The organism is Ramlibacter sp. 2FC (assembly GCF_005503345.1).
Taxonomy (GTDB): domain Bacteria; phylum Pseudomonadota; class Gammaproteobacteria; order Burkholderiales; family Burkholderiaceae_C; genus SCMQ01.
The window spans coordinates 162,071-181,099 of record NZ_SCMM01000002.1; the positions used below are offsets into that span (position 1 = coordinate 162,071).

At 69.4% G+C, this 19,029-nt stretch carries 15 protein-coding genes; 3 read left to right on the forward strand and 12 right to left on the reverse strand.

The genetic code is table 11. The features are described 5' to 3' along the window. From FFS10_RS01980 to FFS10_RS01990, 3 genes are all read left to right on the forward strand, one after another. The gene (locus tag FFS10_RS01980; RefSeq protein WP_137890926.1) at positions 1-1,599 is read left to right on the forward strand and encodes a DUF4118 domain-containing protein; all 1,599 of its coding nucleotides are present in this window, start codon (positions 1-3) and stop codon (positions 1,597-1,599) included. Then, complete coding sequence (locus FFS10_RS01985; RefSeq protein ID WP_137890928.1) at positions 1,592-2,311, forward strand: response regulator; 720 nt, start codon at positions 1,592-1,594, stop codon at positions 2,309-2,311. Before FFS10_RS01980 ends, FFS10_RS01985 begins: the two co-directional genes overlap by 8 nt. An 87-nt stretch (positions 2,312-2,398) precedes the next feature. Continuing rightward, positions 2,399-4,318, forward strand: coding sequence for a potassium transporter Kup (locus FFS10_RS01990; RefSeq protein ID WP_137890930.1), 1,920 nt, complete (start codon positions 2,399-2,401; stop codon positions 4,316-4,318). Positions 4,319-4,456: 138 nt separating this feature from the next. On the opposite strand, the gene FFS10_RS01995 is transcribed toward FFS10_RS01990, so the two are convergent. From FFS10_RS01995 to pxpB, 12 genes are all read right to left on the reverse strand, one after another. Next, positions 4,457-7,906 carry a DEAD/DEAH box helicase family protein gene (locus FFS10_RS01995; protein WP_137890932.1) on the reverse strand — a complete coding sequence of 1,150 codons (3,450 nt, stop codon included), beginning with the start codon at positions 7,904-7,906 and terminating at the stop codon, positions 4,457-4,459. Between the two features lie 33 nt (positions 7,907-7,939). Continuing rightward, on the reverse strand, positions 7,940-8,518 hold the full coding sequence (locus tag FFS10_RS02000; RefSeq protein ID WP_137890933.1) for a hypothetical protein: 579 nt from the start codon (positions 8,516-8,518) through the stop codon (positions 7,940-7,942). Then, a complete protein-coding gene (locus tag FFS10_RS02005; RefSeq protein WP_137890935.1) occupies positions 8,515-9,774 on the reverse strand; it encodes an AAA family ATPase in 1,260 nt (419 codons plus the stop codon). Before FFS10_RS02005 ends, FFS10_RS02000 begins: the two co-directional genes overlap by 4 nt. A gap of 35 nt (positions 9,775-9,809) precedes the next feature. After that, entirely contained in the window at positions 9,810-11,006 is a 1,197-nt protein-coding gene (locus tag FFS10_RS02010; protein ID WP_137890937.1) for a restriction endonuclease subunit S, read from the reverse strand. Continuing rightward, complete coding sequence (locus tag FFS10_RS02015; RefSeq protein ID WP_137890939.1) at positions 11,003-11,683, reverse strand: type I restriction-modification system subunit M N-terminal domain-containing protein; 681 nt, start codon at positions 11,681-11,683, stop codon at positions 11,003-11,005. Before FFS10_RS02015 ends, FFS10_RS02010 begins: the two co-directional genes overlap by 4 nt. Before the next feature lie 110 nt (positions 11,684-11,793). Then, positions 11,794-12,129, reverse strand: coding sequence for a hypothetical protein (locus FFS10_RS02020; RefSeq protein ID WP_137890941.1), 336 nt, complete (start codon positions 12,127-12,129; stop codon positions 11,794-11,796). Positions 12,130-12,184: 55 nt separating this feature from the next. Then, positions 12,185-14,104 carry a molecular chaperone HtpG gene (htpG, locus tag FFS10_RS02025; RefSeq protein WP_137890943.1) on the reverse strand — a complete coding sequence of 640 codons (1,920 nt, stop codon included), beginning with the start codon at positions 14,102-14,104 and terminating at the stop codon, positions 12,185-12,187. 92 nt (positions 14,105-14,196) lie between these two features. Continuing rightward, positions 14,197-15,228 carry a diguanylate cyclase gene (locus tag FFS10_RS02030; protein WP_137890945.1) on the reverse strand — a complete coding sequence of 344 codons (1,032 nt, stop codon included), beginning with the start codon at positions 15,226-15,228 and terminating at the stop codon, positions 14,197-14,199. Between the two features lie 62 nt (positions 15,229-15,290). Next, a complete protein-coding gene (locus tag FFS10_RS02035) occupies positions 15,291-16,277 on the reverse strand; it encodes a pseudouridine synthase (protein ID WP_249931132.1) in 987 nt (328 codons plus the stop codon). A 39-nt stretch (positions 16,278-16,316) separates the two neighbouring features. Further along, the gene (locus FFS10_RS02040) at positions 16,317-17,093 is read right to left on the reverse strand and encodes a LamB/YcsF family protein (protein WP_137890947.1); all 777 of its coding nucleotides are present in this window, start codon (positions 17,091-17,093) and stop codon (positions 16,317-16,319) included. A 101-nt stretch (positions 17,094-17,194) separates the two neighbouring features. Continuing rightward, positions 17,195-18,241, reverse strand: coding sequence for a 5-oxoprolinase subunit C family protein (locus FFS10_RS02045; RefSeq protein ID WP_137890949.1), 1,047 nt, complete (start codon positions 18,239-18,241; stop codon positions 17,195-17,197). Continuing rightward, the gene (gene pxpB, locus FFS10_RS02050; protein ID WP_137890951.1) at positions 18,229-19,005 is read right to left on the reverse strand and encodes a 5-oxoprolinase subunit PxpB; all 777 of its coding nucleotides are present in this window, start codon (positions 19,003-19,005) and stop codon (positions 18,229-18,231) included. The genes FFS10_RS02045 and pxpB overlap by 13 nt, the downstream gene beginning before the upstream one ends. Positions 19,006-19,029 lie beyond the last annotated feature (24 nt).

Here is a 19,029-nt window from a genome sequence, read left to right on the forward strand (position 1 = left end):
GTGAAGCCCGCAGACTCGCCCCCTGCCGCCCGCCACCTGCGCCGGCCCGCCGCACAGGCCGCTCTGGCCGGCCTCGCCACGGGCCTGGCGACGCTGGTCTGCATGGGGCTGGACGCGCACATGTCGGTGGCGGCGCTGGCCCTGGTCTACCTGGTCGCGGTGCTGGTCACGGCCGCCCTGCTCGAGCGCTGGGCCGCGGTGCTGACCTCGGTGGCCAGCGTCTCGGCGCTGAATTACTTCTTCGTGCCGCCGCGTCACAGCTTCCAGGTCGACGGACCGGAATACCTGCTGACGCTGGCCATCCTGCTGGCCGTGTCGCTCAGCATCAACAGCCTGGTCGCCAGCCTGCGCGCACGCCGCGCACAGGCCGAGCGCCGTGCGCGCCAGGCCGGCGAGCTGCACGAGCTCAGCGAGCAGCTGGCCGAGGGCCAGGGGCCGCGGGCCGTGGCGCAGGCGGCCGCGCACTGGCTGGCAACCCGGCTCGGCCGGCCCTGCGCCGTGTTCCTGCAAGCCGACGACCCGCCGGGCGGACCTCCCGCCCTGCCCCGCGGCACGGGCGCCCAGGCCCGCGGACTGCTGTGCCTGGCTGCACCGCAGGCGGCCGGCGGCGCCGAGGCCGGGCCGGCATTTCACGCCGCCGCAGCGGCCTGGGCCATGGAGCAGAGGCGCCCGGTCGGCCGCGGCTGCCCGGACTGGCCGCAGCTGGCCCTGTGGTGCGCGCCATTCGCCGGCACCCAGCCCGGCGGCGCGGTGCAGGTCCTGCTGGCGGACGCGGCGCGGCCAGACGCGGAGACCCTGGCGCACTGGCTGGCGCTGGCGCGCCAGGTCGGCCTCTCGGTGGAGCGCGAGCGCGCCGCCGCCGCGGCACGCACGGCGCAGGACAGCGCGCAATCGGAGGCCACGCGCAACGCGCTGCTGGCCTCGCTCTCGCACGACCTGCGCACGCCGCTGGCCGGCATCCTGGGCAGCGCCAGCGCGCTGCGCGAGCAGGGCGGCGCCATGCCCGCGGTGCAGCGCGAACGCCTGCTGGCCAACCTCGAGGACGAGGCCCAGGACATGACGCTGATGGTGGACAACATCCTGCAGATGGCCCGCCTGTCGCAGGCGCAGTGCCGCATCCGGCTGCAATGGGAGTCGCTGGAGGAAATCGTCGGCGTGGCGGTGCAGCGCCTGCGCCGGCGCTGGCCGGCCGCGCGCATCCATTGGCGCGTCGGCAGGCGGCTGCCCCCCATCTTGGCCGAGGCCGGCCTGCTGGCCCAGGTGCTGGCGAACCTGGTGGACAACGCGGTGCGCCACAGCGGCGGGCAGGCCGAGGTCCTGATCCGCGCCGGCCGCACGCGCAGCGGCCTGTTCCTCGCGGTGCGCGACCATGGCCCGGGCCTGCCCGAGGGCGATCCGCAGACCCTGTTCGAGCGCTTTCACCAGGGCGCCATGTCGGCCCACGGCGACGCGGGGGCGGCCGGGCTCGGCCTGTCCCTGTGCCAGACCATCGTGCAGGCGCATGGCGGGCAGATCGCGGCGCTGCGCTGCGCGCCGGGCGCCGAGTTCCGTATCGAGCTGCCGGCCGCCGCAGCGGTGAAGGAAACCGGCCATGCCTGAGCCGTCCCGCATGCCCTGCGTGCTGGTGGTCGAGGACGAGCGCTCGATCGCGCAATTCCTCGCCGCCAGCCTGAGCGCCGGCGGCCTGCGTCCGGTCGGCGCCGGCAGCGCGGCCCAGGCCCTGGCCGAACTGGAACGGCTGGAGGGTCTGGACCCGCCGCGCCTGCTGATCCTGGACCTGGGCCTGCCCGACCTGGACGGCGTTCAGCTCATCGCGCGGCTGCGCGCCAGGCCGGCCACCCAGGCCACGCCCATCCTGGTGCTCTCGGCGCGCCTGCAGGAGGCGCAGAAGATCGCGGCGCTGGACGCCGGGGCCGACGACTACCTGACCAAGCCCTTCGGCGTGGGCGAGCTGCTGGCCCGCGTGCGCGCCATGCTGCGCCGCGCCGCCACGCCGCAGGCCAGCGCGGCGGTGCTGCGTGTGGGCGAGCTCGCGCTGCGGCGCGACACGCGCCAGGTCACGCTGCGCGGCGAGCCGCTGCACCTGAGCCCGATCGAGTACCGGCTGCTCGAGCGGCTGGCGCGCCAGCCGGGCCAGGTGCTCACGCACCGGCAATTGCTGGCCGACGTCTGGGGCGCTCAGCAAGTCGACCAGCTGCACTACCTGCGCATCTACATGGGCCACCTGCGGGCCAAGATCGAGGCCGACCCGGCCGCGCCGCGCTACCTGCTGACCGAGCTCGGCGTGGGCTACCGGCTGGCCAGCGAATGAGCGGCGCCCGGCGTGGCCGGGCATTTATGCGTTTTTTACGCGGGCCGCGCGACAAAGCAGACCTCGTTGTTCCAAAAGAGGTTTGGCATGGACACCCCACTGGCCGTTGCGGCCAAGGCCGACACGCAGGAGGCGCCGGAGCACCGCCAGGGCACGGCCGCCCTGGCCCTGGCCGCGCTCGGCGTGGTCTACGGCGACATAGGCACCAGCCCGCTGTACACGGTGAAGGAGATCTTCGGCCATGTCACCGGCGTGCCGCTGAACCCCGAGACCGTCGTGGGCGCGGTTTCGGTGGTGCTGTGGGCGCTGATGCTGGTGGTCACGCTCAAGTACGTGGTGCTGGTGCTGCGCGCCGACAACCGCGGCGAGGGCGGCATCATGGCCCTGCTGGCCCTGGCCTCCGAGACCGCCGCCGGCCAGCCCGTGTTGCGGCGCCGCCTGCTGCTGCTCGGCACCTTCGGCGCCTGCCTGTTCTACGGCGACAGCGTGCTGACCCCGGCGATCTCGGTGCTCAGCGCGGTCGAGGGGCTGGAGATCGCCACGCCGGCGCTCAAGCCCTGGGTGCTGCCGATCTCCATCGGCATCCTGGCCGGCCTGTTCGCGGTGCAGCGCCATGGCACGGCCGTGGTGGGCCGCTGGTTCGGGCCCATCATCGTGCTCTGGTTCCTGGTGCTGGGGGCCGTGGGCTTGTCGCAGATCGCGCAGGCGCCGCAGATCCTGCAGGCCATCGACCCGCGCCACGCATGGTTGTTCCTGTCGCAGCGCGGCTGGGGCCTGTTCCTGGCCGTGGGCGCCGTGGTGCTGGCCGTGACCGGCACCGAGGCGCTCTACGCCGACATGGGGCATTTCGGCAAGCGGCCGATCCGCCTGGCCTGGAGCGGCTTCGTGCTGCCGGCACTGGCGCTCAATTACGCCGGCCAGGGCGCGCTGCTGCTGCACAGCCCGCAGGCGGTGAGCAACCCCTTCTACCTGATGTTCCCGCCGGCCCTGCTGTGGCCTGCGGTCGTCATCGCCACGGCCGCCACCATCATCGCCTCGCAGGCCGTGATCTCGGGCGCCTATTCGCTGACCCAGCAGGCGATACAGCTGGGCTTCCTGCCGCGCATGCGCATCGTCCACACCTCGGCGCACGAGAAGGGCCAGATCTACGTGCCGGCCGTCAACTGGCTGCTGCTGGCGGCCGTGGCGCTGGCCTGCCTGGGTTTCGGCAGCTCGTCGGCCATGGCCTCGGCCTACGGCATCGCCGTCACCGGCACCATGCTGATCACCACCGTGCTGACCTACTACGTGGTGCGCCGCGCCTGGGGCTATCCGGCCTGGGTCTCGGTCGGGGCCACGGCCTTCTTCGTCGCGCTGGACGCGCTGCTGCTGGCCTCGTGCTCGGTCAAGATTGTCGAGGGCGGTTGGTTCCCGCTGGCGCTGGCGGCCGGCCTGCTGCTCGTGATGACGACATGGGAGCGCGGGCGAGAGCTGCTGATGGCCGAGCTGCATGCCCACCAGCCGCGGCTGGACGAGTTCGCCGCCAGCCTGGCGCATGAGCCGCAACCGCGCCGCGTGCCGCGCACCGCGGTCTTCCTCTCGGCCGAGCGCGGCGTCGTGCCCCAGGCGCTGCTGCACAACATCAAGCACAACCTGGTGCTGCACGAGCGCAACATCGTGTTGACGGTGCAGTTCCACGAGCGGCCCTGGATAGGCTTCGATGAGCGCGCGGAGGTCGCGCAGGTAGGCCACGGCTTCTGGCAGGTCAGCTTGCATTTCGGCTTCATGAACCAGCCCGACATCCCGAAGGCGCTGGAACTGTGCGCGGCGCAGGGCCTGGCGATAGACCCCTTCGCGACCTCGTTCTTCCTCAGCCGCGAAACCGTGGTGCCCTCGTCCGGCCCGAAGATGGCCCTGTGGCGCGAGCGCCTGTTCGAAACCATGTCACGCAACGCCGGGCGTGCCGTGGAGTTCTTCAGCTTGCCGCACAACAGCGTGATCGAGCTCGGGACGCGGGTGCAGATATAGGGGTCGCCGAGCCGTCCATGCACGGCCGCGAACAGTTCCTGCGCCAGGCTCAGCGTGAGCGCGTTCAGGCGCTGGGGGCGGTTCAGGCGCAGCTCAAGGACGCCATCACCGAGGTGGGTGGTGATGTCCATCAACGCCTCACGCCGCCCGAGCCATCGACTCGATCTGGTCCAGCACGCGCAGCAGTTCGGTCACCTGGGCGGGCGTGAACAGGCCGTCTGGCCCGCGCGGCGCCACATCGGTGAAAGGCGGCTCGTACAGCAATGCCGTCGCCATCACGCCCTGCTCGGTGAGGTGCGTGACGATCAGGCTGATGAATTCCAGCTGGTTCGCGCTCAAGGTCTTGCCGGCCACGAAGGCACCCAGGGCCTGCGTGGCGGCCTCGCGATCCAGCCCCACCAGGGAACGCACGAACAGGCCCAGCCCGTGCGCCTGTTCGCTGGCCCGGTGCACATCGTCCGCGCTGCCCGCGCCGCTGTCCACCAACATGCGCTCCAGTTCGGCCAGGTCCGCCGCCGTCAACGGCTGGTTGCGGCGCAGCTTGTGCAGCGCGAGGTGGTTCTCATGGGCGCGCAGGAAGGCACGCGCCTTGAGACGAAAGCGCTCGAAGTCGCCGGCGCTGCCGCTCAGCGGAAGGCTCACCTCGGACACCTCGCCCAACTCATCGGCGAAGTCGGTGTAGACGACCTTGCGCCGGGCTTTTTCCAGCAGCTTGATCAGGGCGCGCAGCTTGCGGCGTGCCTGCTCCAGCATGGGCAGGGTCACGTCCTGCCACCAGTCATCGCCAGCCACCGCCTCGATCAGCAGCATCTGCTCACGCACGGCTGGAATGCTGGCCAGTTCCAGAAGGCCTTCGGCCAGCGCGCGGACCTGGTCGCGCAGGCGCTCGAAGCCCGGCTCGGCGCGCAGGCTGGCGAGTTGCAGGCGCAGCATCAGCAGGTCGAAACGCTTGGCGTCCTCGTCATCGTCGCGCACGGCCGTGGGCAGGCCCGACACATGGGCGGCGATGTCCTCAAGCTGCTCGGGCGAGACGCGTTGCCACGCGTCGGTCTGGCTCCAGGCCTCCACCCAGCGGCGCTGCGGACGCACCACGAAGTTGTCCAGGCTCATGCCCGCCACGGCCGCATGCAGTAGGGCCGCCGTGTCACGGCGGATGCCTTCCTCCGTCAGCGCCAGCCCCGGCGGCGACCTGTCCGCGGCCATGCGCCCGCCCGCCGCCAACCGCGCATCCAGCTCCCCCAGCAGCGCGAGTCGCGCCTTGAACAGGCGCTGGCCCAGCGGCTCACCCAGCGCGCCGTCGCTGCCTTCGAGGTTCTGGCTGAAGTATTCAAGGTTCTGGCAGAAATCAAAAACCATGAACTCGCGCTTGTGGTTTTCCGGCCCATCGCCCGGACCGAACAGGTTCGGGCACAGCCGCGTGCCGCGCCCCAGCATCTGCCAGAACTTGGCCTTGGAACGCACGATCTTGAAGAACACCAGGTTCACCACCTCGGGCACGTCGATGCCGGTGTCGAGCATGTCCACCGAAATCGCGATGTGCGGCGCCTTGTCCTTTTGGGAAAAATCGTCGATCAGGCTCTGGGCGTACTCGGTCTGGTAGGTGATGACCCGCGCGAACTGGCCTGCGTAGTGCGGGTAGTTGGCATTGAAGCGCCGGGCGATGAACTCGGCGTGGTCGCTGTTCTTGGCGAAGACGATGGTCTTGCCCAGCCGGTCGCCGCCCGCCACGCTCTGGCCGCGCGTCATCAACAGCTCCAGCACCTTGTCCACGGTGTCGGTGTTGAACAGCCACTTGTTGACGGCCTCGGCCCCCACCTCGTCCGGGGTGTTGCCGTCCTCGTCCCACTCCAGTTCGTCCCACTGCGCCTGCTCCTCCTCGCTCAGGTCGACATAGCGGATGCCCTCGCGCTGGAATTTCAACGGCACCGACACCGCGCGCGGCGGCACCAGGTAGCCCTCCGCAATGGCATCGTCCAAACCGTAGGCGTCGGTCGGCACGCCGTCTTCCAGGCCGAACAGGCTGTAGGTGTTGCGGTCGATCTCGTCCTTGGGCGTGGCCGTCAGGCCCACCAGCAACGCGTCGAAATAGCCGAAGATGGCGCGGTACTTCTGGTAGATGGAGCGGTGCGCCTCGTCCACGATGATCAGGTCGAAGTGGCCCACGCCGAAGCGGCGCTGCCCGTCCTGGGATTCATTGATCAGCCCCATCATCGTCGGGTAGGTGCTGACGTAGACGCGACCGTCGGTTGCCTTGTCCGTCACCAGGTTCACCGCCGCCGCGTCGGGCAGGTGCGCCTTGAAGGCATTGGCCGCCTGCCGCACCAGCGCCACCCGGTCGGCCAGGAACAGCACGCGCTTGGCCCAGTTGGCGCGCATCAGCAAGTCCACCAGCGCGATCACGGTGCGCGTCTTGCCCGCGCCGGTGGCCATCACCACCAGGGCCTTGCGCTGCCGGTCCGCTTCAAAGGTCTCGCCGATGCGGCGGATGGCCCGTTGCTGGTAATGGCGCTCCACGATCGCCGCGTCGATCGGCATGACGGCCAGGGGCCGCGCCGTGCCGCGCCGCTGCACCTGCAGTTGCAGCTCGTCCTTCTTGTGGAAGCCCTGCACCGGGCGCGGCGGATAGCGCGTGTCGTCCCACAGCCAGTGTTCGTAGCCGTTCGTGGTGTAGATCAGCGGGCGCTGGCCGAACTGGCGTTCAAGACAATCGGCGTACAGCTTCGCCTGCTGCTGGCCCACGCGGGCGTCGCGCCGCGTGCGCTTGGCTTCCACCATCGCCAACGGCTTGCCGTCGTCGCCCCAGAGCACGTAGTCCACAAATCCCTTGCCCCCGGCATTGGGCATGCCGGCGACTTCGAATTCGCGGTCGCGGGGCTGGTCCAGCCCCCAGCCCGCTTCTTTCAGCAGCAGGTCGATGTAGAGGTCGCGCGTCTGCGCCTCGTTGTAGTCGTGGGCGTCGGGCGTGGCCGCGTTGGCGGCCTTGGCGGCGGCCACCTCGGCGCGCAGGCGGGCAAGCTCTTCGTCCAGCGCGGCGGACTTCAGCTGTACCGCGGCCAGCGCGGCGTCGCGCGCGGCCAGGTCGTCGGCCAGTTTCTGCAGCGCGGCCTGGGACTGTGCCGCCGCGCCGGCTGCCTCGGGCCGGGGCAGCCACTCGGGGTGGAACTGCTGCGCCGCATCGGGCCGCGCGGCCACGTTGCGCCCATAGTGGCGCGCCAGCCAGAACGCCACCTGGAACAGCTCACGCAGCACGGCCACGGCATCGGGCGCGGCCATCGCGCGGGCGCTGTGCACGGCGCTGTTGCCCTGTTTGCGAATCACGTCCATCTTGGCGTGCAGGCCCGGCCCCACCAGCGCCTTGAAACTCGGCTCGAACAGGAAGGCTGATAGGTCCGGCTTGTAGGGCATGCGCAGGCTGCCACCGCGCCCGCCCTCGGCCTGGTACAGCCAGGCCACCGCCAGCTCCAGCGCGCGGCGCGCGTAGAAGCAGGCCGTGCGCGGATCGGCAAGGGCGGCTTGCTCGGCTTTCAGGACCTCGACATGCAGGGCGGGCCACTCGGCGTGCAGGAAGGAAAAGTTCGATGGTGTCATGCGTTCTTTTCTCTCCTTGGCTTGCCGTCAGCGTTATTTGGCGACCTGCCCGCCCGCGACAACCGCGTCGGCAATCAGCGGAGCCACTTCTTGCAATCCGTCCAGGGTCAGTTGTCCTGCCAAGTACAACTTGTACCAAGACCGGCGCCACTTAATGATCCGCTCACCGTCGCGCAGCTTGAGCTCTTTGAGGGTGAGCTCCGCCTTCGCCCGGCAGCTCTTCGGCACGGCCTCCGTCAGCACCATTTGCAGAGAGGGCAGCAGTATCTTGAACCAACCCGCTTTCACCTCGAAAGGGTCCAGAACCGTGTCATCCTTGTTCCGCTTGGACGAATTCAGGGTGTTCGAAGCGAACCGGTAATTGCTCCATTCGTAAGCGAGGGTCCGGTGATTTTTGAAACTCAAATAGTGGTCCACAGAGCCGCCTGTCGGGTCCAGCATCGCGGCGTAGCCACACCGGTTGGCAAACCCATCTGCGAGCGCGGACGTGAACGGCACCCAAAGTGTTTTGGGGCGTTTGGCGTTCGGGTTGGCCTTGAGCCACTGGTTCCCGGGTGTCTTGACCTCGGCGTCAAACTTGGCGGGTTTCTTTACCTTGGCAACGGGAATCACGAGCGCGCTCCCGTGGCACCCTTGATGGCGTTGGTGTGAACCAACCATCGAGGCCAGAACTCATCTCCTGCTGGCAGCAGCTTTTGCAGCTGCGCGTGGATGGCCTTCTTCGACTCGAAGCCGGCTGGCAACGGCCTTTCCTCACGCATGAAAGCTTCTGCCGCTTCGATGGCCTTTTCGGCTTCCATCGAGCGTGCTTGTTCCAGACCAAATGTTTCCGACACCAGCCAGTTCGTCACGTCGCCCTGCGTGGCCCAGCCCCCTTGCTCCAAGTTAACTTGACCGTTGCGCAAAGACAGGTGAATCAGGTCATCCAGGGCTTCGTCAAAGAACGGCTCCAGGGAGGCAGCCACCAGCGGCGCATGGGTGGCCACCAAGACCTGCGGTGGTGTGCCGGGCGCGCCCCGCAATTCGTCAATGGCCTTCAACATGCTTGGCAGGACCGTCCGCTGCCAGCGCGGGTGCAGGTGAGTCTCTGGTTCGTCAAACAAGATGACAAAACGGTCCTCGGGTTTCTTGCCCAGCAACTTGGCCGCCACGTTGTGTTCGTGCCACGCCCAGACCAGAAAGTAAACCAGGGCCAGCACACGACGAACCCCTGCAGAGGCCAGCGCCACCGGCACGGTCCGATGACCCACCAGCAAGGTCGGTCGATCACGCCCTTCGCCAATGAACACCCGCTGAGGTTGCCCAGCCCGCAAGGGCTCTGAGGGGGGCGACATGACTTCCAGCACCTTTTCCAGCGCCCGAAACTGGGGCTTGCGCCCTTCCTGCCAGTTCACCCAGTCGCGCTCCAGTCCCTCGCAGACACGCTGACCATTCACCTCCAGCCCGTTCCACACTTCGTCGGCCTTGAAGTGGTAGGCCGACGGGCGGGAGGGGTCGGTTCGCCAGTAGTTGCGAGCGGGGTCCCAGACAGAGAAGCCGCCATCAATGCGGATGTATACCACGATGCCTGGCATTACTGGTCGTGCGGCGGGCAAAGGCCAGCTCCCATCCGATTTGGAGTAGGTCGAGGCAATCACCTTGGGGGCCGCTGTCTTGCCCTTAATCGCAAACTCAATGGATGCCTTCTTGGAGGTCATGGGCAGCGCCACAGCGCCCGCCCAGGTGCGCGTGAGCGCCCACCATGCCAGGTCGAGCAGGAAGCTCTTGCCCAGCCCGTTGTCACCAGCAATCAGGTTCAAGCGCGGAGCCCAATCAACCCGAACATCGGGCGAAAGGCCCACGTTGGTGAGGTGCAGATACTTGAGCATGGCGGGCTTCCTTAGACGAATAGCGTGAATTTACTTCACAGCAAACCTGCAAACGCCCGCTGCTGCAGCGAGGCGAACAGCGCGTCCAGCCCGGCCAAGGCCGCGCGGTGACTGGCTTTGAGGGCTGCTATGGCCTGGATGCGGGTGGCGAAGGTTTGTTGGAGGGGGAGCGGGGGCTGGATAACCTGCGTTTCACAAATCTGCTTGATGTTTAGCGTGGGCTGGCTGACCGTTCGCAGCTCGGCGGTGAAGTACCGCTGCACAAAGTCCGTTCGCAAGTAGCTGGCTACAAAAGTACGGTTCACCTTCTCCGACAACGGAACTCGCGCCACGGCACGCGCAATGTTGAATCCTTTCATGGCGGGATCGACCAGCGCAACTACGCCGATGGAACCCACGCAGGTGACCAATACTTCATCGCCTTTCAACCGTGAGCGCTTGTACGCAGCCTCAATAGCTGGATCAATCCGCTTTAGTGCTTTCGGGTCGAAGTTGCCGTCAACGACGTCACCCACCCGGACCAAGGGAATACCCACATCGAGCGCGTCGCCCGGCTGAACAACGCCGTAGTTGATCGTGTCATCTGGTCGCACCAACTGATCCAAGCGAATGATCGACCAGCCCTTCGGATTCGTCACCGGGTCGCCGAACATGTCGAGGAAGATGGACTGGGCGAGGCCGTCGAGTTGGGCCAGGGCGGCGCGGCGCTGGGTGCGCAGGGTTTCGGCCTGATCCAGGATGGCGGCGATGCGGCGTTGTTCGGGGAGGGGTGGGAGTGCAATCTCAAGATCGTCGAGGTGCTCGTTCTTGAGGTTGTTGATGTTCGCGCCTGCTGCCAAGCTGGAGATTTTTCGCCGGTAGTCGCCAGTCTTGAAGAAGTGCGCAAAGAACGAGGCATCGACTTTGGCGTTTGGGCGAAGCACTTTGCAAAACGCACCAAACCCGCCGTTGAATGAGCTTGGCGCAGGAGCCGCCTTGCCGACCACATCCAGGCTTCCGCTGGATGCCGTTATGACAACATCGCCTTTTTGCACCAGCTGCTTTTGTGAGATTCGAGCACTCGGGACATAGACCAGATCGTCGAATACGAGTCCTTCGTCAGTGATGTTCCCGGCTCTCAGAACTGGAAGGTAGCCTTCTTTCGGAATGCGCGATGCGTCTTCCTTTCCATACGAAACGCCGCGGACCTGCTCCGCAAGATCGCCGACACGCGCTCGAACCGGAGCGCTCACTTCAACAACCCCTCCAGCGCCCTCATCCCCCGCGCAATCTCGTCCTCCAGCCGCACCAGTTCGGCCAGTATCTCGGCGGGTGCGCGGTGCTGCACGGGCTCGTGCACCACTTCCTTGTAGCGGTTCAGGCTCAGGTCGTAGCCGTTGGCGGCAATGTCGGCCTTGGGCACGCAGAAGCTCTGGGCGGTGCGGGAGCGGGTGAGTTCGGGCGAGCCCTCACCCTTGGTGTCGCGGTCTTCCAGGGGCACGGCGTCCAGCAGATCGACCACCTTGGCCAGCAGCGCCGGCGTGGGGATGGTGAAACGCGCGTCCTTCATGTGGTGGGCGTAGGTGGAGCCTTCGCTGGCACCACTCGCGCCCAGTGTGCGCAGGAACGGAAACACGTGTTCGCCGACCACGGTGAACATGTCGGCCGGGGCCTGGTTCTTGAAGCGGCTCCAGCGCAAGGCTTCGTAGGGGCGGCCACGCGGGTCCAGGCCCTCGGGGAAGATGCGGCGCTGCAGCGGCGTGCCGAGCCGGACGGCCTTGTTTTCTTCCAGCGTGTGCAGGTCGTCCAGGCGGCGCAGGAACAGCAGGTAGGTGATCTGCTCGATGACCTCGATGGGATTGGCGATGCCGCCGGACCAGAAGGCGTTCCAGATCTGGTCGATTTTGCTTTTCAGGTCGCCGGTAAGCATGTTTGGAGAATGGAACGGGGGAGAGAGGCGCTGAGTGTAGCCATGAAAAAACCCCGTCCGCGGCACCGCGGGCGGGGTTTGACAGGCGGTTGAGGGGACCGGCTGGCCGTTTATTTCGCGTCGCTGCCCGGCTTGCGCTGCGCCGGATCGTTCGGGTCGTAGAGCACCGTGCCGGTGCCCACGCCCACCCCCACGCGCGCGCCACCCACATCGGTGCCGGCGCCCACGCCTACGCCGCCCGTGACCTGGCCGCGCTGGTTGACGCCGACGCCCACGCCGACCGGGCCGGAGCCGGCCGAGACGCCGGCGTTCACCCCGCCCGTGCCCACGCTCACGCCGATGGAGACGCCGGGCGCGATCGGCACGCCGACGCCAACCCCGGCGCCCAGGCTGCCGCAGCCGGCCAGCAGCACGGCGACGAGCAAAGGCAACAGGGCGCTTGTCATGGCCTCATCCTAGCCACAAAGCGCTTCCACGTCGTCACAAGGTGTATGACGGAGCTCAGGCCAGCAGGGCGTTGACGCGCTTGACGTAGGCCGCGGGGTCCTCGGGCAGGCCGCCCTCGGCCAGCAGGGCCTGGTCGAACAGGATATGGGCCAGGTCATGGAAATGCACCGAGCCATCGAGCTTTTTCACCAGCGGGTGCTCGGGATTGACCTCGAGCACGGGCTTGACCTGGGGCGCCTGCTGGCCGGCCTGCTTGAGCAGGCGCGCCAGCTGCATGCTCATGCCAGCGTCCTGCACCACCAGGCAGGCCGGGCTGTCGACCAGGCGCGTGGTCACGCGCACGTCCTCGACCCGGTCCTTGAGCGCCTCCTTGAGCTTGGCCAGCAGCGGCTTGAAAGCCTCGGCGGCTTCTTCGGCGGCCTTCTTCTCGGCCTCGTCCTGCAGCTTGCCCAGGTCCACCGCGCCCTTGGCCACCGACTGCAGCGGCGTGCCGTCGAAGTCATGAAGGAAGTTCAGCGCCCACTCGTCGACGCGGTCGCTCATCAGCAACACCTCGATGCCCTTCTTCTTGAACACCTCGAGCTGCGGGCTGTTCCTGGCCGCGGCCAGGGTGTCGGCCGTGATGTAGTAGATGGCCTCCTGGCCCTCCTTCATGCGCGCCTTGTAGTCGGCGAAGGACACGCTGGCCTGGTCCGAGGCGGTGGAGGCGAAGCGCAGCAGCTTGGCGATGCGCTCGCGGTTGCCGAAGTCCTCGCCCAGGCCCTCCTTGAGCATGGCGCCGAACTCCGCGTAGAACTTGCCGAACTTGCCGGCGTCGGCCTTGTCTTCCTCGCTCGCATCGGCGGCCGGGACCTCGCGCCGGGCCAGGTCCTCCAGCATGGCGAGCACGCGGCGCGTGTTGCCCTCGCGGATGGCCTTGACGTCGCGGCTTTCCTGCAGCAGCTCGCGGCTCACGTTGAGCGGCAGGTCGGCCGAGTCGACCACGCCCTTGACGAAGCGCAGGTAGCCGGGCAGCAGGGCCTCGGCCTCGTCCATGATGAAGACGCGCTTGACGTAGAGCTTGAGCCCGCCCTTGCGCTCGCGGTTCCAGAGGTCGTGCGGCGCATGGGCCGGCAGGTAGAGCAGCTGGGTGTACTCGGTGCCGCCCTCGACGCGGTTGTGCGACCAGCTCAGCGGTGCCTCGAAGTCGTGGCTGATGGCCTGGTAGAAGGCCTGGTACTGCTCGGCCGTGATGTCCTTCTTGGCGCGCGTCCACAGCGCCGTGGCCTGGTTGATGGTCTCCCACTCGCCGGTCTTGATCATCTGGCCGGGCTGCTCGTTCTCGCCCTCCTTCCACTCCTCCTTCTCCATCAGTATGGGCAGGCTGATGTGGTCGGAGTACTTGCCGACGATCTCCTTGAGCTTCCAGCCGTTGGCATACTCCAGCGCGTCCTCGCGCAGGTGCAGGACGACGCTGGTGCCGCGCTGCTCGCGCAGTATGGACTCGACCTCGAAGTCGCCCGTGCCGCCGCTGACCCAGCGCACGCCGGCTTCGGCCGAGAGGCCGGCGCGGCGCGACTCGACGGTGATCCTGTCGGCCACGATGAAGCCCGAGTAGAAGCCCACGCCGAACTGGCCGATCAGCTGGGCGTCCGCCTTCTGGTCTCCCGAGAGCTTGCCCATGAACTCCTTGGTGCCACTCTTGGCGATGGTGCCCAGGTGGTCTATCGCCTCCTGCTCGCTCATGCCTATGCCGTTGTCGCTGATGGTCAGCGTCCTGGCGTCCTTGTCGAAGGACAGGCGCACCTCCAGCTTGGGTGCGTCCTCGTACAGCGCGGCGTTGTGCAGGGCCTCGAAGCGCAGCTTGTCGCAGGCGTCGGAGGCGTTGGAGATCAGCTCGCGCAGGAAGATTTCCTTGTTGGAGTACAGCGAGTGGGTGACCAGGTGCAGCAGCTGCGCGACCTCGGCCTGGAAAGAATGGGTGTGTTTGCTCATGTGAAAAAAGCGTATGGACAGAAGGGAACAAACCGGATCGATCGCGCCCAGATGGGGGCGACCGGTCCGCTTTCAAGGGGCGGAACCGCGACTCACCAGCCGCTGAAGGCCTCGACCCGGCTGCCCCCGCGGCGAATCGCCGTCTGCAGGGCATGATCGGCGCGCTCCGTCAGCTGCCGCGGGTCCTGGTCCCGCCCCGGCACCATGGCCGACAGGCCGATGCTGGCGGTCATGGAGCGCCCGGCCCAGGGGTGGTGCTCCAGCGCCAGCCGCACGCGCTGGGCCGCCGTCATGGCCGAGCTCACGCCGTTCGAAGGCAGAATCGCCGCGAACAGCTCGCCGCCGTAGCTGGCAACGAGGTCGCTGCAACGCAGCGCTTCCACGATCAGCGCCGCGGCCTGGGCCTGAGCGGCGCTGGCCTCGTCGGGTGACCGCCCTTGCTGTGCCGCCGGCTGCGCCAGGGCGCCGCGCACCGCCACCAGCAGCATCGCCAGGGACTCGTTGCGACGCGCGTGGCGTTGCCACTCCTCGGCCAGGCGGCGCTCGAAGGCCCGGCGGTTCCAGACCTGGGTGAGCGGATCGACGGCGCCCAGCCTCTCGCCCAGCCAAGTCAGTTGACGCAGCTCGAACTGGGCCACCGCTTGGCGCGCCAGGGCCGCCAGCGCCTGACGCTGGGCATTGCTCAGGGCGCGGACCTGCCGGTCGAACACGCAGAGGACGCCCAGCGCATGACCGGAAGACACGACCAGCGGCGCGCCGGCGTAAAAGCGCAGGCCCTCGGCCCCCTGCACCCAGGGATGTTGGGCGAAACGCGCATCGCGCGTGGCATCCAGCACCTCGAGCAGCCGGCCGGGCTGCTCGATCGCCCGGGCGCAGAAGGAAACGGCGCGCGCAACCTCGCGCTCGGCCCAGCCGTGCATGGCCTTGTTCCATTGCCGGCCGACATCGACCAGGGACAGCATGGCCACCGGCGCCGCACAGACCTGGGCCGCCAGCAGGGCCAGGTCGTCGAAGGCCGGCTCGGGCGGCGTGTCGAGCAAGCCGTAGCGGCGCAGGGTATCGAGCCGGTGCGCCTCGTTCGCACTGGCTGGCGGGGCATCGGCGAAGGCCGTCAGCGGGTTCATGGCGGGTCTCCCCAAAGCGCCTCTTTGAATGTTGTGGCCGGCGCTCGCGAAACTGTAGCAGATCAGAACCGCTCCTGCGGCCCCAGGTACCGCCACTGGCCCAGCGGCAGCTGGCCCAGCGTCACGCCGCCGATGCGTATGCGCTTGAGTCCCACCACCTTCAGGCCCACCAGCTCGCACATGCGCCGGATCTGGCGCTTCTTGCCCTCGGTCAGCACGAAGCGCAGCTGCTCGGGGTTCTGCCAGTCGACCCGGGCCGGCTTGAGCGGCTTGCCGTCCAGGCTCAGGCCATGGCGCAGGCGCGCGAGCTGCCCGGGCGGGAAGGCGGCCTGCACGTCGGTCGTGACCTCGCCGGCCGGCGTGGCGTAGCTCACGCGCACCAGGTATTCCTTGTCCACCAGGGAGTCCTCGGCTATCAGCTGGCGCGCCACGCGGCCGTCCTGCGTGAGCACCAGCAGGCCGACCGAGTCGATGTCCAGCCGCCCCGCGGGCGCCAGGCCGCGCAGCTGGGCCGGGCTGAAGCGGGTGGGCGAGGGATCGCCGCGCCAGTGGTTGCGCGCCTGCACCAGGCTGGCCGCCGGCTGGTGGCCGTCCTCGGCCTGGCCGCTGACATAGCCCACCGGCTTGTTGATCAGGATGGTGACCTGCTGTGCCTGCTGGCCCTGGGCCTGGCGATCGACCGTGATGCGCGCCTGGGCCCCGACCTGCAGGCCCATGGTGGCGAGCTCGCCGTCCACGCGCACCCAGCCGCGCTCTATCCATTCGTCGGCCTCGCGGCGCGAGCACAGGCCCAGATCGGCCATGCGCTTGTTCAGGCGCACCGTATCGGCCGGACCGGCCTGGGGGCGCGGCGCCGCAGGCGCGGGGCCTCTGGCCTCGGCGCCCCTCACCGGGTGCTGCGGGTGCTCCTGGCGCTGCTTGGCCGGCGGTGGCGCCGGCCGCGCCGGGGCGGACGGGCGCGGGCCGCCGGCACGGCGCACTGGCGCGGCAGCGGGCGGCTTGGCGGCGGCCGGCGCCGGCTTCCTGGGCAGGGACAGGGTCTTGCTCATCGCCGGGATTGTCGCACCGGCCCCGTCCCGGCCGGGCGCTCAGCGGCCCAGCCGGTCCAGCCCCACGATGGCGTAGCCCGCCGCCTCCAGGCCCTGGCGGATCGCGCCGGCGGTCTGGACGGCGTCGGGGCTGTCCCCGTGCACGCAGATGCTGTCGATGGCGGTGGGCAGGCGCCTGCCGCTCACGCTGACGATGGCCTGCTCCTGGAGCATGCGCAGCACATGGGCCAGCGCGGCCTCGGCCCCGTGCACCATGGCCCCGGGCTGCGAGCGCGGCACCAGTTGCCCATCGTCCTGGTAGGCCCGGTCGGCGAACACTTCCAGCGCCACGCGCAGCCCCAGGCGTTCGCCGGCAAGGGCCAGTTCCGAACAAGGGGGCGCGAGCAGCAGCAGCTCGCGGCCGGCGGCGCGCACCGCGCGCACCACGGTCTCGGCCAGGGCCGGGTCGGCGCAGGCCATGTTGTGCAGGGCGCCATGCGGCTTCACATGGCTCAGCGCCCCGCCCTCGGCGGCGGCCAGGGCCTGCAGCGCCCCGACCTGGTAGACGATGGCGGCCTCCAACTCCGCCGGCGCCATGTCGATGCGGCGGCGGCCGAAGCCCTGCAGGTCGGGAAACGAGGGATGGGCCCCGAGGCTGACCCCCTGCGCCAGGGCCTGCCGCACGGTCTGGCGCATGACCAACGGGTCGCCGGCGTGGAAGCCGCAGGCGATGTTGGCGCTGGCGACGACGGCCAGCATGGCGCCGTCGTCGCCCATCTTCCAGGCGCCGAAGCTCTCGCCGAGGTCGGCGTTCAGGTTGATCTCTCGCTGGTTCATGGCTCGTTCCGTCAGTTGCCGCCGGGCCGCCCCAAGGCAACTGCGGCCCCCTCGGGGGGCAGCGCAGCACACGCAGTGGCAAGCGTGGGGGCTGTCATCACTCATTGTCCCCACGCGGCGCACACCATGCCGCTGACCAGGTTGGCGGCGTACAGCGCCTCCTCGTCGACGAAGCCCGGCGGCAGGAAGCTCTCCAGACCCGTCGCCCAGGCCTGCCAATGCGCCCGCAGCTCCTGCAGCGCCTGGCGCGCCGCGCCGGCGTCCACGGCCTCGAAGCGCAGCGCCTGGCCGGGCCGGGCCTGCGCCAGGCGCGGCAGGTCGGCGCTGATCACGGTCGCGATCTTGGGGTAGCCGCCCACGGTCTGGCAGTCGGCCAGCAGCACGATGGGCTGGCCGCTGGCCGGCACCTGGATCGCGCCGGGCGTGACCCCGTCCGAGACGATGTCGGCCGCGGCCGGGCTCAGGTGCGCCAAGGGCGCCCCGCTCAGCCGCATGCCCATGCGGTCCTGCTCCGGCGTGACCTGCCAGGGCGAGGCCAGGAAGGCGGCTATCGCCGCGGGCGTGAAATGGTCCTGCTGCGGGCCCAGCATGACGCGGATGGCGCCGGCGCCATGCTCGAACGGCGCGCGGGCACGCCTTTCCTTGGGCCCGGCGCCGGCCGCCAGGCTGCCGCAGGGCAGGCGGTCGCCGGCCTCCAGCGCGCGGCCCCGGAGGCCGCCTATGCCGGCGCGCTGGTAGGTGGACCGGCTGCCCAGCTGGGGCGGCACCCGCAGCCCGCCGGAGACGGCCAGGTAGGCGCAGCCGCCCACCACCGCGCCCAGCTGCAGGCGGTCGCCGACCTCCAGCGTGGCGCTGACCCAGGGCGCCAGCGGGCTGGCCACGCCGCTGGCCCGCACGAGCTTGCCACTGGCCTGGCCGGCCAGGGCCAGCCGCACCGGCCCCTCGCGCACGACCAGGCCGGGCCCCGGGCCGCGCAGCTCGACGCAGGCCTCGCCCAGCGGGTTGCCGACCAGGGCGTTCGCCGCGTCGGCCAGCGGGCGGTCCAGGCAGCCCGAGACCGGGATGCCCTCGTGGCGGCGGCCCAGGCGCCCGCCGTCCTGCACGCTGCAGCCCGGTCCGCCCGCGGTGATCTCGATCAGGCCGGACATGGCGCCTCCTGCGGGTCCAGGAAAGCTTCGCGCGGTATCCGCCCGACCGCCAGCTCGGCGAGCAGGCGCTCGTATTCGCCGCGCGCCACCTCGTACCAGCGCACCTGGTCGCCGGCGGCCAGCCAGGCCGGCTGCTCGCCCTGCGCCAGCGAGAACAGGGGCACGGGGGTGCGCCCGAGCAGGTTCCAGCCGCCCGGGCTGTCCCAGGGGTAGACGCTGCACATCTCGCCGGCCACGGCCAGCGAATGCGCCGGCACGCGCTTGCGCGGCGTGGCCAGCCGGGGCATGGCCAGCTGCGGCGGCAGGCCGCCCATGTAGGGAAAGCCGGGCATGAAGCCGATCATGTAGACGCGAAAGCGCGCCTGGGTCAAAAGGTCGATCACCTGCTGCACCGGCAAGCCCTTGGCCTGGGCCAGCGCGGCCAGGTCGGGCGCGAATTCCTCGTCGAAGCACACCGGCAGGCGCCAGCGCCGGCCCTCATGCGCCCGCTCGTCCACCGCGCCGGCCAGGGCCAGCAGGCGCTGGCCCAGGGCGTTCGCGTCGCTGGCCAGCGGGTCGTAGTGCACGGTCAGCGAGCGGAAGCTGGGCACCAGGTCGAGCACCGTGGCAAAGGCCGGCTCGGCGCCCCGCGCCGCGCGCACGGCGTCGGCCAGGTTCATGACCCGGGCGTTCAGCCCCGGGTCGATGCGGTCGCCGAACTCGACCGTCCAGGCGCTGTCGCCCAGCGGCAGCAGGCGAGGTGCCGCAGCGTATGCCTGAATCATGGTTCGAGCTCCCGTGCGCCGCGG

Excerpts from the sequence above, each read along its gene's own strand:
- pxpB (WP_137890951.1), bottom strand. The coding sequence starts at position 19,005 with ATGATTCAGGCATACGCTGCGGCACCTCGCCTGCTGCCGCTGGGCGAC.
- FFS10_RS02030 (WP_137890945.1), bottom strand. The coding sequence starts at position 15,228 with ATGAACCCGCTGACGGCCTTCGCCGATGCCCCGCCAGCCAGTGCGAAC.
- FFS10_RS01985 (WP_137890928.1), top strand. The coding sequence starts at position 1,592 with ATGCCTGAGCCGTCCCGCATGCCCTGCGTGCTGGTGGTCGAGGACGAG.
- FFS10_RS02040 (WP_137890947.1), bottom strand. The coding sequence starts at position 17,093 with ATGAACCAGCGAGAGATCAACCTGAACGCCGACCTCGGCGAGAGCTTC.
- FFS10_RS02035 (WP_249931132.1), bottom strand. The coding sequence starts at position 16,277 with ATGAGCAAGACCCTGTCCCTGCCCAGGAAGCCGGCGCCGGCCGCCGCC.
- FFS10_RS02005 (WP_137890935.1), bottom strand. The coding sequence starts at position 9,774 with ATGCTCAAGTATCTGCACCTCACCAACGTGGGCCTTTCGCCCGATGTT.
- htpG (WP_137890943.1), bottom strand. The coding sequence starts at position 14,104 with ATGAGCAAACACACCCATTCTTTCCAGGCCGAGGTCGCGCAGCTGCTG.
- FFS10_RS02020 (WP_137890941.1), bottom strand. The coding sequence starts at position 12,129 with ATGACAAGCGCCCTGTTGCCTTTGCTCGTCGCCGTGCTGCTGGCCGGC.
- FFS10_RS01990 (WP_137890930.1), top strand. The coding sequence starts at position 2,399 with ATGGACACCCCACTGGCCGTTGCGGCCAAGGCCGACACGCAGGAGGCG.
- FFS10_RS01995 (WP_137890932.1), bottom strand. The coding sequence starts at position 7,906 with ATGACACCATCGAACTTTTCCTTCCTGCACGCCGAGTGGCCCGCCCTG.
- FFS10_RS02015 (WP_137890939.1), bottom strand. The coding sequence starts at position 11,683 with ATGCTTACCGGCGACCTGAAAAGCAAAATCGACCAGATCTGGAACGCC.
- FFS10_RS02045 (WP_137890949.1), bottom strand. The coding sequence starts at position 18,241 with ATGTCCGGCCTGATCGAGATCACCGCGGGCGGACCGGGCTGCAGCGTG.